Here is a 14,519-nt window from a genome sequence, read left to right on the forward strand (position 1 = left end):
TAGATAGGGATCATAATGCAGCAATAAATATTCTTAAAAAAGGGTTACAATATTTGGGAAATCATCTCAACGGTACTGTTGGGCAAACAGAAACCGACCCAAACGCCTTGGGAGAGTCCGGCCTCTGGATTTTCAGTGGAGACATTGAGAATCTAAGTTGTCTCGTTGAACAAGGAATTTCTAACAGCAATGTGGAAAGAATCCCCCGTCACAGCGTAGCTTGACGGTGGGAGTATGTCAATGGAATCTATCAGTAACGGAAAAAGGGAAGAAAAAATCCTGGCAATGATTGCCGAAAAGTTAAACTTAACTCAAGAGGAAGTGTTAATCTAAGTAAATGCGCTCAAATTCTAGCTATTTAAAGTCTCTTTTTCTCGGTTTCCTATTAGTGACCGTGTTAGTTTATATATTGCGCGGCATGGGAATATTATCTTTTTTACCCGGGGGATTAATTTTGTTATTAATTCTGTCCTCCGTGGTGACGGGAATCCTCTACGGAATCGATAAAACCCGCCGTTTTTAGGAAAATATTGGCTCTTCCTTCCAGACAGAAACGAGAAGAGTCGAACGGTTCTAACGTCAATGTCAAGATTGCGGTCGTTAGTTTCTGAGCAATCCCACTGAGAAAAATATCGGCTGCATCTCCTATTTGCGATATGAGATGCAGCCATTGCCAAAAGCTAACACACCTAGGCTAATTAACTGGGGACTAAAGAAGATTTGAGCGCAAAAATTTTCTCGATTACCTCTTCTACCACCTTATCGGGAGTGGAAGCACCAGAAGTCACTCCGACGATAATTTTTCCCTCATTTAACCAGTTATCGGTGATGATTAAATCGCCACCTAAAGGTTTATGTTCGATGCGATTACCGGGGAGAATGCGCTCGGCACTATCGATATGATAGGAGGGAATGGCACGCTCGATCGCTATTTCCTGTAGGTGAGTGGTATTAGAGGAATTATAACCGCCAATTACCACCATTAAAGAAAGCGGTTCTTTCACCAGTTCAAACATGGCATCTTGACGCTCTTGAGTGGCATCACAGATGGTATTAAAACTCATGAAATGATCTTTAAAATCGATCGGTCCGTACTTTCTCAACATAGTATGCTCGAAGAGTTTGCCAATTGCCTCCGTTTCACTTTTCAGCATCGTGGTTTGATTGGCAATACCAATATAATCTAGATCGCGATCGGGATCGAAACCCTGGGAATGGGCATTTTTAAACTTCTCTAAGAACTCATTTTTATCGCCACCGTGGAGAATATAATTAGCGACATAATTAGCTTGATCCAAATTTAAAACGATCAGATAAGTGCCAGCAAAAGAGCTAGTGGCGATCGTTTCTTCGTGATTATATTTGCCGTGAATAATCGAAGTGTGGTCGCTTTTTTTGTGTTTTTCTACGGAATTCCACACCTTAGAAACCCAGGGACAAGTGGTATCCACAATCATGCAACCCTTGTCGTTAAGTATTTGCATTTCCGAGACACTAGCCCCAAAAGCAGGTAAAATCACCACATCCCCCGATTCCACCACAGTAAAGTCTTTTTGGCCATTTTCCACCGGAATAAAACTCACGGCCATGGAGCGCAGACGCTGATTAACCGAGGGATTGTGAATAATTTCGTTAGTAATCCAGAGACGTTCCTGGGGAAAATGTTGACGAGTTTCGTAGGCCATGGCGACAGCGCGTTCTACCCCCCAACAAAAACCAAAAGCTTGAGCGAGATAGATCGTCACGTCCCCCCGTTGTAAACGATAATTATTTTCACGAATTTCTTGGATCAGGTCGCTTTGATACTCATTGGTCATCGCATCCATTACTTCCTCTTTATGACCGAATCCCTTGCGGTTATAGTTATCCGATTGCTGTAGGGTACGTTTAAAGGATTTTGTATCCATGATTCTCTGATAGGGGTATTGGTGGCGCTAAATTGGGCGAGACAGTAGCTTGCCATATATTAAAAATACCTTATCTAGTCAGCGCAGGAGGCTTTTAGAGACTAGAGAGAAATTCCTCGTCGATATCGTAACCAAACTGTTGAGCGAAAAATTTTAAGCGAGATAAAGCAGGAATTTGCTGACTTTTCAGCCAATCAGACAAAATAAAGAGTTTTTGCATCACAAAAATCTCTAAAGCTTCGGGGTTATATTGAATTCCTTCCCCGCGATGGAATTGATGCGGGACCAACATAGCAGCATAGCGGGCGATTTCTCCCTGTTTTGGGTCAAGAATAAAGATTAGCCAGGGATAAACCGCATCTAAACGCAAAAACCACAGCCTGACTTCCGGTATCTCCGATAATTCCCGCATATCACCCTCAGCACGAGGATAATCTATCTCTAATTGTAGAGCTTGTTCCAGTTTGGCGATCGCTGATCGGGACTGATAATCTTGAATAATATTCTCTAAGGATGAGAGATCGAGATTTTGAATCTGATTGGGGTTAAGAGCGATTTTGACAGTCATAGGGGCAAATAAAAGGTTATATCGGGCAAAATTACGGTTTTTTATCCCTAGATCACAATGATCTATCTCAGAAAGTACCCTCGATCGGGACAAAAAAACTAAGTATGACTATTCTCTCACTCCAGAGCGAGAGAGGGAAACCAGACAAAAATCCTCATCATTGGATTTCTCCCACAATTTAACCTCCCCTGCACACCGGGGTTTTTTAGTCGGCAAAATCGGCAACTCAGGTTATTGATAACTATTAGCTTGACGAGTAAACATAAGGTGATATTGTCCTCGTTTGCTCATCAGTTCTGTGTGGGTTCCTACTTCGCTAATTTTACCCTTTTCGAGAACAACAATGCGATCTGCCAGTTTAGAAAGAGCTAATCGATGACTAATTACTATGGTCATTTTATCGGTGGCTAAAGTGCGAAACATTTGATAGATTTCGTATTCTGCATTAGCATCAAGGGAGGCAGTCGGTTCGTCAAAAATGAGTAATTCTGCCGTTGGTAATCGTAATAAAGCCCTAGCGATCGCTATTCTTTGCCATTGTCCCCCCGATAATTCTATTCCTCCTTCTAATTCTCTACCTAGGGGTGTTTCTAATCCTTGAAAATTTTCCTCAATAAGGTCGATCATCTTCACTCTTTTTAAGGCTGCTTGTATCGCTGGATAGTTTCTTAATAAGGGTGAGTAACCAAAGCCAATATTCTCGCGAATTGTAGCGGGAAATCGGGCATAATCTTGCATAACTACGGCGATTTTGGCGCGTAATTCCTTTAAATCAAATGCCCGTAAATCTTTTCCATTCCAGAGAATTTGCCCGGCTGAGGGATCGTAAAATCGACAGAGAAGATTGATTAAAGTGGTCTTTCCCGCCCCATTTTCCCCGACTAAAGCGATAATTTCCCTAGGTTGAATCGTCAGGTTAAGATCATCGAGGATTAATTCTTCACTGTCGGGATAGGAGAAGGATAAATTTTGCATCTCGATCCCCGTTAAGTTTTCTTGTTCTTGCCAAGGAGGAGTTAATTGCTGCAGATTGGATTTTAAATCTAATAACTGAAAAATGGGAGTTGTCCCTAAAACCACGTCGTAAAAGTCCGAACCATTATTAATCAGCAAAAATAAACTCTGACGTACTTGCAAAATTAAACCGGCGTAGAGTGCTAGGTCTCCTAATGTATATTTTTTTTGCAAAGTTCCCAAAACAATATAAAGATATGGTAGGGCAGTACCAACACCGCTCAAAATTGACCAGAAGACAATCACACTGGTTCCTCTTTGACGGACTTTTGCCATGGATTTGAGTAATTTACTTAAAAGTTCTTGCCAGCGAGATAATAAAAGTGTTTGTAAAGAAAATAGTCGAATTTCTTTGGCGTATAATTCACCGGTCAAAACGTTTTTATATAAATCCATCTGACGAGCGATACCCGCCTGGGTTTCTTCAGTGCGCCAGCTTTGTTTGCGATATTTTAAATCAAAATAAACGGAAGGAGCGGCAGAAGTAAATAAAATTAGAGGAATCCACCGAGCGATCGAAGTAGATAGTAAAACGGCAGGAACAAAGATAAAAAAACCGTTGAGAGTGGTAATCAGGATAAAGGATAATTCTTCTAAACGATTGATCCCTTTTTCCGTTAACTTAATTAAGTTCAATAAATCGGGATTATCAAAGAGAGTAATATCGGGAAAATTAGCGACTTTATCAATTACTTTACCCCCGACAAATCCTCGCACTCGATCGCGCAAAGAAGCAAAGAGTAAACTGGTGATCGTGGTGAGGGCATCGGTCAACAAGCTAAGGAAAATTAATCCGCTCACACTGGCGACTAAAATGGGGTTGTGCCAGAGAAGATCACCCGGAACTTCGAGATGAGATTTAGTTAAGAGGAGGGAGACTTGATCGATAATTACCTTATTCAGAAATAAAACAATTGCCGGGGTAGTTCCGCTAATTAAAGTCAGTAAAGTCAGGATTCGTAACTCAGATGGTGCGGCTTGGATTACCATACTGATACTACGTCCCAGCGAGCGATAGAGACTGTAGGATAAGGGTTGCATTTAAAACAAACAACGGTTAAGTCTTCTCTGACGAATGATACACATTATTACAGTCCCCGGCACTCGAACTGGGGATAAAGGTACAATAGAACTGTAGAGATCTGGAGGGTTGCTATGTCCACACACAACTTAGATGACAAAAAACTGTCCCTCGATCGAGAAGGGAAAACACCACAAAAACTCACCTATCGTCAACCAAGTATTTACTCCCTCGGTTCTTTAGAACAGATTCAGGCGGATAACTATGGCAATCGGTTCGACGGGCCGGATAGAGTGTTCTTTTACAATGCCAGAGCGAATGGTTAGGGGGCAAATCTTTGCCATTAGACTCCTCTGGGATCGGGAATCCTCTTTTGACATATCGGGGTTTCAGTGTCATTTCTGGAGGTGTCTACAGGTGTCTCTCTTTTGTCAGTTTAGGAAATTTCCACGAGATTATATCATTTTTCAAAATTAATGACAGACTTAGTTGATCATTCCAAAGCGCAATTCCTCTCTCAGAGCGGAATTGCGCTTTCATACTAAATCTGGTTGTTAAAGACTGATTATTTATTCCCCCTTTTGCCTCTTGCCTCTTGCATGAGTGCCTGTCCTGATATGTAGCCTACACTCAACGGATTTGGTATCAGATGTTAGTCACGACTATTGAAAATTGGTATTACGCCGTTTTAGCCAACGAGAAATCAAGGTCTTATCCCACTTTGACAAAAGAGAGGTATAGTCACTTCAAGCAAGTCCGATGCACTCTGGACTAATGAAACCCTTATTCCATCCAGCATTCATATCCTCAATCTTAATTGAAATGACTACATTTCTACCCATAACCCACCCATAAAGTCAGGTAGTGATTGATATACTTACTGTTTTTTGACAAAACACTTATACATTTTTCCATTGGCTAAGGTTGTGTTGCAGAGAGTGGCCTGCTTGAGTTTTTCATCTTGATTTCCAATTCCTTTGGCTCCCGTGAGGTTAGCTCCCGTGAGGTTAGCCCCCGTGAGGTTAGCCCCCGTGAGGTCAGCCCCCATGAGGTTAGCCTTGACAAATTTAACTTTTGTTAGAGTCGCATTTGTAAAGTTTGCTTCACTAAGATTAGCACCACTAAAATCAACCTCACTAAGTCTTGAACGTGTCAAATTAACTCCACTCAGATCGACACTTCGGAAAAATTCAGGCGTGGGTAGTTGTTCTTTTGTAAGTTCAGGTTGTACAAGAATCACACCTTGTTTTTCCCAGAATTCCTTCAAAGAAACGAGATTATTTCCAGTACAGACCTTATCATGGTCAATACTATCCTCCTGATTATCTGTAATACAGACCTTATATGACTTTATATCTTCTTCCCCCTTGTAGAAAGCATCTTCGAACTTGGTTTCCTGGTTAATTATAGAACGATCGAGCTTGACGTTGATTAAATTAGCACCCCTTAAATCAGCACCTCTTAAATCTGCCTCTATTAGCCAAGCTCCTCTTAGATTGGCGTTTACCAAATTTGCTCGAGTGAGCCGGCTACGACTCAAATTAGCACTAGAAAGATTGGTTCTATTTAAGCTGGCGAAAGCGAGATTGGACTTAGACAAATCGGCTCTGGTTAAGTTTGCATCGTGTAACGGAGCGGACTGGAGATCCATCTCGTTTAATCTGATTCCTTGTAAGATCGGGTTTATAGTTCTTGGGCTTCCTGTGTCGCTAGGAGTTCCTAGTAAGCTTGATTCTCTCAGGAAACCGAATAAAACCCCTTGACGGTGAGGATCTCCTTTTAGTAAGCCTAATGTGACATTGGTTTTTGCTTGTACTAGGCTTTGACGCAACTTCATGTCGATATCCTTCTTTTGCAGGAGATCGGGAAGATTTTCTATATAGCTGGCAAGTGCCTTTTGTTGGTCGGCTTCCTTTGCCGCCGTTTGTTCTCTAATGGTTGCTTGTTGATTGAACCAAGAGCTTAAACCCCACAAAACAAGGGGAATAATTACAAGTTGCAACAAATCCCAAAGTTTTTTTTCTCCAAACCCAGTCCATCTCCAGATTTGCCATAGAAACAGTCTCCACCTTTGCGATGGTCTAAAGGGGGTAATCAGTTCTTGACGTTTCCGATGTTGCTCGCGTTCATCTAATGGCATTTGAGGAGTATCTTCCAATTTTTTGTTAACCATCACTTACCCCCTTCCTGTCTCTGACAAGAAACAAAAACACTCAACAACAGATATTACTCTTCTGACAATATTCAGAACCAACAAAATATGATATAATCACGAAAGGATAAAGATAAACCCTGACTGCCTGACCCGTACAATGTCCAGTATAAAATAAAGTCATAACTAATTGGCTCTTGCTTTTACAAAATTAAACAATAGATGGTGCAGTAACTGATGAAAACTAGAGAAACTTATACACCACCACTCCGCCCAAGCGAGCATAACAAAGGAAGTTATTACCTAAACCGAGATGTGTATCTATTTAAGCATGAGAACGTCATCAATATTCTTGACTTTCGCCGGGGACAGTTTTATGGATTAGATGAGATCGGCTCTAGAATGGTCGATCTAATCCTCGAAAAAAGTTATCAGGAAACTATCACCGAGATTAGCCAACTCTACGAGGTTCCAGAAGCAAAAATCTGCGGGGATTTAAGCGAATTGTTAAATTCGTTAATCGAGAAAAAAATCTTAGTTACATCTCCTCCCCCGAACAAATTCACTGAGGGGAATCTTTGGCCAACTATCTTGATCGCAATTTTTAAAAAACTCGGTTTGATCGGGCGAAAATTACTCAATCCTCAACCCGATCCTAATGCCTACACCGTCGAAATCTTATTAACTCTCAGTTGGATTAGCTTGCGAGTTTTGGGATGGAGTCGCAGCATCGCTATTTGGCAAAAATGGCACAAGTCTCACCAGAAAGAGATCGACAAAGAAACTATCGAAAATCTCGATCGCTTGCTGCGAGAAACTGCATCGGGAAAACTATTTTTACCGATAGTTTGTAAAGAACGCGCCCTCGTTGCCTATCATCTGCTGCGTACTTTTTATGGTTGTCCCGCTACCTTGATGGTTGGTATTAATAATTATCCTTTCCAAATTCACGCTTGGGTAGAATGCCAGCAATTAACCCTAACAGATGAACTAGCCCATTGTGAACAGTTTACTCCCGTAATTAGCTATTCTTAGTCAAAAAAAAATGAGCAGATCATTTGAAATTAGTTTATCCCCAGCCAGTACCCCAGAGCTTAATATCTCTAATTTAACCAGTAATCTGATTACCTATGCCAGAGATGAGCTAACTAAAAACCTAGTTATCTTCATCGGTAAAATCTATTACCAAGATGAATTAAAAACCATTTACCCAGAAGCTTTTAGAGAAAAAACTAATCCTGAAGCCTCGATCGCCCTGGCAATTTATCAACAGAAAGGAATTAAAGGACTGCAAGATTTAGAAGGAGAATTTGCCCTCGTTATTTTTGATCGTCAAAAATCCTCTTTGATCGCCCTGCGCGACCCGATCGGCAGTTATCCCTTATACTGGACTTTTGACAAGCATACCATTAGAATTAGCAGCGATTTACAACACCTAGCCAGACAAAAAAAGGCAAAGATTAACCGAGACTTTCTCGCTTCTTTTCTCATGTTTCCCTTCGCTTTCGTGGAACTGCCCAGGGAAGAGACCGCTTTTGAGGAAATCCAGCGTCTATCCCCCGGCAGCTGCGGGGAATTTTCCCCGCCTAATTTAGTACAAAAACACTGGACTTGGGACTGGGAAGAAAAAATTGCACCGATTAGTCATCTCACCCTAGCAGCGGCAGCCCAGCAGTTTCGCCAGATTTTCCAGCACTCGATTAGGGAACGCTGCCGGGAGGGAAAAGTGGCATCGCACCTATCGGGGGGAATGGACAGTTCCTCGATCGTCTGTTTGGCCAGGGACTCGATCGGGGAGAGAAAGCTTCTTACCCTGTCTCTGGTCTATCAAATGCCCAGTTTAGTCAAAGAAACCGACTATATTAACCTTATTCTCCAGCAAAAAGCAGCGATCGAGCCGTATTTTCTCGATGGTGATCAGCTTTTAGATTTCGATTGGTTCTCCGATCGCATTCCCCCCCACGATGAACCCTATCCCGGTTTATTTCATCTAGCCATGGAAAAAATCCTAGTCGATCGAGCGGCCGAATTGGGAGTAAACACCATTCTCAGTGGTGGTGGGGCAGAATTAGTCTTGGAAAGCAATCGCTACCATCTTGCGGATCTATTACATCAAGGACAATGGCAAGAAACCCTACAGCTTGCCCGTTGGTGGGCAAAGACCAAAAATGAAAGTCTCTGGTCAATTTTGGCGGAATTAGCGATTTTTCCCCTGTCACCTGCCTTCCTCAAACCAGGTATTGCTACTTTCTGGCGACGAGGTTACGGAACCTGGCCGAAACTGTCAGAATTTGCGATTCCACCCTGGATAAAAGCCGATTTTGCCCAAGAATACCAAGTGTATCCGAAAACACTGGCAACTCTGGGTCAAATCTACCGCTATCCCGTCGAACTATCCTTTAACCGTTTAGGACTGCAAACCGCGATCGGCAATTGGGCAAATTGGTATCTTGCTAATCCTGCTGGGATGAGGATTAGTCAACCCTTCCTCGATCCCCGGGTCATTTGCTACTGTCTGGGACTACCTAGGCAATTCCGAGAAGTACCGGGGATGGTTAAACCGCTACTCCAATCGGCCCTGCAAGGAATTCTCCCGGAAGCAATTCGCACAAGACGTTTTAAAGCGAACTTTAACGCAGTCTATTGGCAAGGATTATCTCGACGCTTAACCCAGTTAGAAACAATGGTAGAGGAATCGGCGATCGAAGACTTGGGCATCTTCGATAAAACCCGATTAATTGAAGTCCTGCGGCAACATTCCCTAGGCATTGGTGATGTCAAAAGTGGCAGTCGCATCAGCAGTTCCCTCGCTGTGATCGCTTGGTTCGATCGGCTGTCACAAACCTGAATGTTTGCCACCAACCCACTGAGGTAAGCTGTTGACTGTCTAAATTACTCGTTAAGACTGCAAGGGAGTTGGGAGCAGGGAGAGGAAGTTCGAGCATTTGTACTAAAATTTCCCCTACGCAGTTTAAATTCAGTACAGCTTAAGGATAATTCTTCTGGAGAATTTAACCTTTTTTGTGGACTTAAGTAGCTGGTTATAATTAAATTGAAGATAGATTTTAGGTTCGATCCCCCCTGCCCCCCTTGATAAGGGGGGTGCCGATAGGCGGGGGGATCTGACAGTTTTTAACACCTAACTACTTAATTAAGTTTAATAAATTGTGATTTTTAAAGAGACTAATATCAAGAAAATTAGCTAGTTTATCAATTACTTTCCCCCAGAAAAATCCTCGAACTCGATCGCACAAAGAGGCAAAGAGTAAACCGGTAATCGTGCTGAGGGAATCGGTCAACAAGCTAAGGAAAATTAATCCGCTTACACTTGCGACTACCTTTAAAACAAACAAAGGTTCAGTCTTCTCTGACGAACAATACACATTATTACAGTCCCCGGCACTCGAACCAGGAATAAAGGTACAATAGAACTGTAGAGATCTGGAGGGTTGCTATGTTTACACACAACTTAGATGACAAAAAACTGTCCCTCGATCTAGAAGGGAAAGCACCGCAAAAACTCACCTATCGTTCACCAAAAATCTACCACCTCGATCGCCCTAGCAATTTATCAACAGAAAGGAATTCAAGGACTGCGGGATTTAGAAGGAAAATTTGCCCTCGTTATTTTTGATGGAAGTCCTGCGGCAACATTCCCTAGGCATTGCTGATGTCGAAAGTGGCAGTCGCATCGGCAGTTCCCTAGCTGTGATCCCATGGTTGCCACCAAGCAACTGAAATAGGACGGGGATATCATCCCAGAGCGGGAAGGGAAACTGGACTAAAATCGCCAAGGTTTGGATTTCTCCTACAATTTAACCTCCCCTGCACACCGGGGGTTTTTTAGTCAGCAAACCCTAACTAGGGACAAGAATAAATTAGTCAATTTATGGGAAAATAAGCTCGTCTTCTCCGCTTTTATCCCATGCAAGCCGACTTTTTTACTAATATCCTCTTACCCGTTGGCCTAGGCGTTTTAATGTTAGGCATGGGATTGGGATTAATTCTCGCCGATTTTCAGCGTATCACCCGTTATCCCAAAGCAGTCCTGATCGGTTTAGTCAATCAAATTATTATTCTACCGATCGTCGGCTTTATTATTGTTTCTCTTTTGCCTCTCCGGCCAGAAATTGCCGTCGGTTTAATGATTGTCGCCATTTGCCCCAGCGGCCCTTCCTCCAATGTTTTAACCTATTTAGCTAAGGGAGATGTGGCCCTTTCTGTTACTTTAACCGCTTTTAGCAGCATCATCACCATTTTCACAATACCTTTTTTAGCTAGTTTCATTCTCCAGCATTTTATGGGTGAAAGTGCCGCTATCTCCCTACCCATTGGTTCCACTATGGCGCAGATATTTTTGATTATAGTTTTACCCCTGGTTATGGGTATGACTATCCGCCATTACTTTCCTTTACTGGCGACAAGTCTGGAACCGATAACTAATCGTTTAGCCGTGATTTTTCTAGCGGTTATTATCTTCTTATTAATCCTGAGAGAATGGCAACGTTTACCTTTATTTATCGCTCAAACTGGCCTCGCAGTGATCATTTTAAATACGATTGCTTCCCTAATTGGTTTTTTCAGTGGTCGTTTATTTCAATTAACTATTCCCCAAAGAATTTGTATCGCCATTGAAGTGGGTATTCAAAGCGGCACTTTAGCTATTGGCATTACTGCCGGTTTATTAAAGAATCCCGATCTGGCCATTCCCGCAATGGTCTATAGTTTATGGATGTATGTCAGCGCTTTTGTCGCTGTTTATTATGGTCGCAAAAAAGCAGCTTTGGCAAAATAGCTAAATGGGGTGATAGGATCTAGCTAAAAACTGATAACTGATTATGTTAATTGGTAAATATTTAACCCTAGAAGAATTATCTACCTGTTCCCAAACCTATCAAAAGTACGCAGCACAAATCGATCCCTACCCAAAAAATACCGCAACGATAACCGCTTGGCAAAATCTCGCTCACTTTATTATCGATCCAATTATTGATAATTTTGGTCGAGAAAGATTCCAATTAACCTACGGATTTTGTTCCAATGATCTGAGAAAATTTCTCCAAAAAAAAGACCCGATCACTGGCTTAAAAAACGGTAGAATCGATCCCAGTCGTGATCAACATTGCGCCCACGAAATTAATCAAAAAGGTCAATATTATTGTCAGCGATTGGGGGCAGCCTGTGATTTTCGGATTATCGATTTAACTAGCGATCGCCTGATAGATTGGATTTTAACCCAAAAATTACCCTTTGATTCTCTCTATTTTTACGGAATTAATCGCCCAATTCATATCAGCTACGGCCCCCAACATAAACGAGATCTATGGACTTTTACCACTAAAGGAACACCGACTAAAAAAGGTTTACAATCATGGTTAGAAGCCGCTAAATCTATCGATTCTGAAGCTAAAAAATCCCCCAAAATAGGGGGATAACCAAGACCTCAAACCCTCTTCTTTTAGATTTCTGGTTCCAGATCGTCCTCCTCGTCCTCATCGGCCGGTTCCGTGGGGAAAGGAACCGAACCCATGTCTAATTTATCCCGCAATAACTTCTCAATTTCCGCCGCTACTTCTGGCTTTTCTTCGAGATATTTAACGGCATTATCGCGACCCTGGGCAATATTTTCGCCATTATAGCTATACCATGCCCCTTTACGAGTAACTACGTTAGTTTGTTCGGCGATATCGAGCATACAACCCACCTGGGAAATGCCTTTACCGAAGATAATATCAAATTCAGCAATCCGGAAAGGAGGCGCGACTTTATTTTTAGCCACCTTAACTTTAGCCCGAATTCCGTATTCCCCTTCCGTGCCTTTTTTCAAAGTTTGAATGCGACGGATATCTAAACGCACCGAGGCATAAAATTTTAAGGCCGTTCCTCCGGTGGTCACTTCAGGATTACCGTAGGTGACACCGATTTTTTGCCGCAGTTGGTTGAGGAAAATCACCACACAACCGGATTTACCAATATTACCGGCAATTTTTCGCAGGGCTTTACTCATCAAACGGGCCTGCAAACCCACCTGATTATCCCCCATTTCCCCCTCAATTTCCGCCCGCGGCACTAAAGCGGCCACCGAGTCGATGACGACGATATCCACGGCCGAAGAACGCACTAACTGGTCAACTATTTCTAAGGCTGCCTCCCCCGTGTCCGGTTGTGCCACCAGTAAATTATTGATATCTACCCCTAAAACATCCGAATAGGTGGGATCTAAAGCGTGTTCCGCATCGACAAAGGCCGCCACTCCCCCAGCTTTCTGCACTTCTGCGATCGCATGGAGGGCTAAGGTGGTTTTTCCAGAACTTTCCGGCCCGTAAATTTCGACGATGCGGCCTTTCGGTAAACCGCCACCCAACGCCATATCTAGGGTTAAAGCACCACTAGGCACGGTTTCTACCCGCATCCGGGTGGCGTCTCCCAAACGCATAATCGAACCTTTGCCAAAGTTGCGCTCGATTTGAGTTAAGACTAAGCCTAAGGCTTTATCTCGATCGGAATTATTTGTCATTGTCGCCATTAATTTTCTCCCCAGTTTTCTTAAGTAGTACAGCAGTATGCAAAGATTGTAGCCTGTTTTAATCTTGATCACCAAAAAGTTAGAGACTTTTTCCAGAATGGTGATCAAAAATCAAAAGTTTTGATTTTTACAGCCAAGGCCGGCTCATCTGTTCTAATTGCGTCACCTCTTGCGCTTCTAAACTCCATCCTAACGCCCCGGCATTTTCCCTCGCTTGGGCCGCAGTTTTGGCCCCCGGAATGGGAATTACATCCCCTTGGGCGATTAACCAATTGAGGGCGACTTGTGCGGGGGTTTTTTGGTATTTTTCGCCCAATTCTTGCAGTACCCTTAAAATTGGGGCTATTTTCTCCAAACCTTCTTTTTTGAACCGCGAGTCAACTTTTCTGGCTCCATCGGGCAAATTCTGGCTTTCTGGGCTATATTTACCCGTCAGTAGTCCTTGAGCGAGGGGGCTGTAGGCGAGGATGGTGACACCTAATTCCTTGGCCGTGGCTAAAATTCCCTTAGTTTCTATTTTGCGATACAAAAGCGAATACTGCACCTGATTGACCGCTAAGGGAACCTCTTTTTTCGCCAAAATCTGGCTTGCTTGACGCATTTGCTCGGCGGAATAATTACTTACACCCACGGAACCAATCCGGCCGCGTTTTACTTCTTCCCCTAGGGCATTCATTAGGGTTTCTTGGCTAATTAGGAAGGTGAAGGGCCAATGTACTTGGTAAAGGGTAATTTTATCGGTTTTTAGACGGTTTAAGCTCTCGCTAATGGCATTATGAACCGCATTCGCCCCAAATCGCCACGGTACGGGGGCAAATTTGCTGGCAATATCGATGGGAATATCAGTCTCTTGCGTAAATTTTCCTAAGAGTCGTTCCGATTCCCCCAGTCCATAGACTTCGGCAGTGTCAAAAAAGGTGATTCCTGCCTCTACTGCCGCTTGAAAGGCCTCCTCTACCTGACTAGCTCCGTATTCCTTGCCATAGTTCCAGAATAGTTTATCTCCCCATGCCCAAGTCCCAATTCCCAAGGCACTGACGGCAATTCCTGTTTGTCCGAGATTAGCGGTTTGTCTAGTCATATTCTCTACACGGAATGACAGCGTTTCCCATTAAAGATGAAGTGTAACCTATATTTGGTCTGACTCACCACTAACCCCCTTTTTTGATTCCGGGAAATTCGCACCCATAATTAATGGGAAAGGACTTGACTTTGCCGGCGACTTGCGCTATGCTTTTCTTATAATGGGAATCTGTGCAAAAATTTTTTAGACGCATAGATTTCCATTATGAATAAAATCTTTTAAAAATATTATCCCAAAATCTGCCGAC

The 14,519-nt window shown here is 42.8% G+C and carries 14 protein-coding genes and 1 pseudogene; 8 read left to right on the top strand and 7 right to left on the bottom strand.

Features of this window, described 5'->3' with window-relative positions; translation table 11 throughout:
• A pseudogene (locus EWV66_RS19080) lies at positions 1-224 on the top strand (zinc ribbon domain-containing protein); the annotation flags it as partial.
• Between the two features lie 113 nt (positions 225-337).
• Positions 338-523, top strand: a complete 186-nt coding sequence (locus EWV66_RS19085) for a hypothetical protein (protein ID WP_052277440.1) — start codon at positions 338-340, stop codon at positions 521-523.
• A gap of 175 nt (positions 524-698) precedes the next feature.
• Here the strand turns inward: EWV66_RS19085 and EWV66_RS19090 are convergent, their stop codons facing one another.
• The 3 genes from EWV66_RS19090 to EWV66_RS19100 all read right to left on the bottom strand — a co-directional run bounded on the left by EWV66_RS19090 (position 699) and on the right by EWV66_RS19100 (position 4,530).
• Positions 699-1,907 (bottom strand): 4-hydroxy-3-methylbut-2-enyl diphosphate reductase, encoded by a 1,209-nt coding sequence (locus EWV66_RS19090; RefSeq protein WP_287109029.1) that lies wholly within the window; start codon positions 1,905-1,907, stop codon positions 699-701.
• 94 nt (positions 1,908-2,001) lie between these two features.
• Positions 2,002-2,475: a CRR6 family NdhI maturation factor gene (locus EWV66_RS19095; protein ID WP_287109030.1), complete on the bottom strand. Its 474-nt coding sequence runs from the start codon at positions 2,473-2,475 to the stop codon at positions 2,002-2,004.
• A gap of 231 nt (positions 2,476-2,706) precedes the next feature.
• Positions 2,707-4,530 (bottom strand): ABC transporter ATP-binding protein, encoded by a 1,824-nt coding sequence (locus EWV66_RS19100; RefSeq protein ID WP_287109031.1) that lies wholly within the window; start codon positions 4,528-4,530, stop codon positions 2,707-2,709.
• A 114-nt stretch (positions 4,531-4,644) separates the two neighbouring features.
• On the opposite strand from EWV66_RS19100, the gene EWV66_RS19105 reads away from it, so the two are divergent.
• Positions 4,645-4,836 (top strand): hypothetical protein, encoded by a 192-nt coding sequence (locus tag EWV66_RS19105; RefSeq protein WP_052277444.1) that lies wholly within the window; start codon positions 4,645-4,647, stop codon positions 4,834-4,836.
• 551 nt (positions 4,837-5,387) lie between these two features.
• Here EWV66_RS19105 and EWV66_RS19110 read toward each other — a convergent pair.
• Positions 5,388-6,683 (bottom strand): pentapeptide repeat-containing protein, encoded by a 1,296-nt coding sequence (locus EWV66_RS19110; protein ID WP_052277445.1) that lies wholly within the window; start codon positions 6,681-6,683, stop codon positions 5,388-5,390.
• A 216-nt stretch (positions 6,684-6,899) separates the two neighbouring features.
• On the opposite strand from EWV66_RS19110, the gene EWV66_RS19115 reads away from it, so the two are divergent.
• Both EWV66_RS19115 and EWV66_RS19120 read left to right on the top strand, forming a co-directional pair.
• Complete coding sequence (locus tag EWV66_RS19115) at positions 6,900-7,697, top strand: lasso peptide biosynthesis B2 protein (RefSeq protein WP_128575259.1); 798 nt, start codon at positions 6,900-6,902, stop codon at positions 7,695-7,697.
• A gap of 10 nt (positions 7,698-7,707) precedes the next feature.
• Positions 7,708-9,510, top strand: coding sequence for an asparagine synthase-related protein (locus EWV66_RS19120; protein WP_287109033.1), 1,803 nt, complete (start codon positions 7,708-7,710; stop codon positions 9,508-9,510).
• A gap of 295 nt (positions 9,511-9,805) precedes the next feature.
• Here EWV66_RS19120 and EWV66_RS19125 read toward each other — a convergent pair whose 3' ends face one another.
• Positions 9,806-9,964, bottom strand: a complete 159-nt coding sequence (locus EWV66_RS19125) for a hypothetical protein (RefSeq protein WP_287116022.1) — start codon at positions 9,962-9,964, stop codon at positions 9,806-9,808.
• A 152-nt stretch (positions 9,965-10,116) separates the two neighbouring features.
• Here EWV66_RS19125 and EWV66_RS19130 point away from each other — a divergent pair, with 152 nt between their 5' ends.
• The 3 genes from EWV66_RS19130 (at position 10,117) to EWV66_RS19140 (ending at position 12,097) form a co-directional block, all read left to right on the top strand.
• Positions 10,117-10,296, top strand: coding sequence for a hypothetical protein (locus EWV66_RS19130; RefSeq protein ID WP_002759146.1), 180 nt, complete (start codon positions 10,117-10,119; stop codon positions 10,294-10,296).
• A gap of 291 nt (positions 10,297-10,587) precedes the next feature.
• Positions 10,588-11,457: a bile acid:sodium symporter family protein gene (locus tag EWV66_RS19135; protein WP_287109035.1), complete on the top strand. Its 870-nt coding sequence runs from the start codon at positions 10,588-10,590 to the stop codon at positions 11,455-11,457.
• A gap of 43 nt (positions 11,458-11,500) precedes the next feature.
• The gene (locus EWV66_RS19140; RefSeq protein WP_287109036.1) at positions 11,501-12,097 is read left to right on the top strand and encodes a hypothetical protein; all 597 of its coding nucleotides are present in this window, start codon (positions 11,501-11,503) and stop codon (positions 12,095-12,097) included.
• A gap of 23 nt (positions 12,098-12,120) precedes the next feature.
• On the opposite strand, the gene recA is transcribed toward EWV66_RS19140, so the two are convergent.
• Positions 12,121-13,188 carry a recombinase RecA gene (recA, locus tag EWV66_RS19145; RefSeq protein WP_052277451.1) on the bottom strand — a complete coding sequence of 356 codons (1,068 nt, stop codon included), beginning with the start codon at positions 13,186-13,188 and terminating at the stop codon, positions 12,121-12,123.
• A gap of 127 nt (positions 13,189-13,315) precedes the next feature.
• A complete protein-coding gene (locus EWV66_RS19150) occupies positions 13,316-14,269 on the bottom strand; it encodes an aldo/keto reductase (RefSeq protein WP_185237814.1) in 954 nt (317 codons plus the stop codon).
• Positions 14,270-14,519: the final 250 nt, after the last annotated feature.

It is taken from the genome of Microcystis sp. M_OC_Ca_00000000_C217Col (assembly GCF_007095585.1).
Classification (GTDB): Bacteria; Cyanobacteriota; Cyanobacteriia; order Cyanobacteriales; family Microcystaceae; genus Microcystis; species Microcystis panniformis.

Coding starts and splice junctions, on each gene's coding strand:
- EWV66_RS19140 (WP_287109036.1), top strand. CDS start 11,501: ATGTTAATTGGTAAATATTTAACCCTAGAAGAATTATCTACCTGTTCC.
- recA (WP_052277451.1), bottom strand. CDS start 13,188: ATGGCGACAATGACAAATAATTCCGATCGAGATAAAGCCTTAGGCTTA.
- EWV66_RS19115 (WP_128575259.1), top strand. CDS start 6,900: ATGAAAACTAGAGAAACTTATACACCACCACTCCGCCCAAGCGAGCAT.
- EWV66_RS19085 (WP_052277440.1), top strand. CDS start 338: ATGCGCTCAAATTCTAGCTATTTAAAGTCTCTTTTTCTCGGTTTCCTA.
- EWV66_RS19090 (WP_287109029.1), bottom strand. CDS start 1,907: ATGGATACAAAATCCTTTAAACGTACCCTACAGCAATCGGATAACTAT.
- EWV66_RS19100 (WP_287109031.1), bottom strand. CDS start 4,530: ATGCAACCCTTATCCTACAGTCTCTATCGCTCGCTGGGACGTAGTATC.
- EWV66_RS19110 (WP_052277445.1), bottom strand. CDS start 6,683: ATGGTTAACAAAAAATTGGAAGATACTCCTCAAATGCCATTAGATGAA.
- EWV66_RS19130 (WP_002759146.1), top strand. CDS start 10,117: ATGTTTACACACAACTTAGATGACAAAAAACTGTCCCTCGATCTAGAA.
- EWV66_RS19120 (WP_287109033.1), top strand. CDS start 7,708: ATGAGCAGATCATTTGAAATTAGTTTATCCCCAGCCAGTACCCCAGAG.
- EWV66_RS19105 (WP_052277444.1), top strand. CDS start 4,645: ATGTCCACACACAACTTAGATGACAAAAAACTGTCCCTCGATCGAGAA.
- EWV66_RS19095 (WP_287109030.1), bottom strand. CDS start 2,475: ATGACTGTCAAAATCGCTCTTAACCCCAATCAGATTCAAAATCTCGAT.
- EWV66_RS19150 (WP_185237814.1), bottom strand. CDS start 14,269: ATGACTAGACAAACCGCTAATCTCGGACAAACAGGAATTGCCGTCAGT.
- EWV66_RS19135 (WP_287109035.1), top strand. CDS start 10,588: ATGCAAGCCGACTTTTTTACTAATATCCTCTTACCCGTTGGCCTAGGC.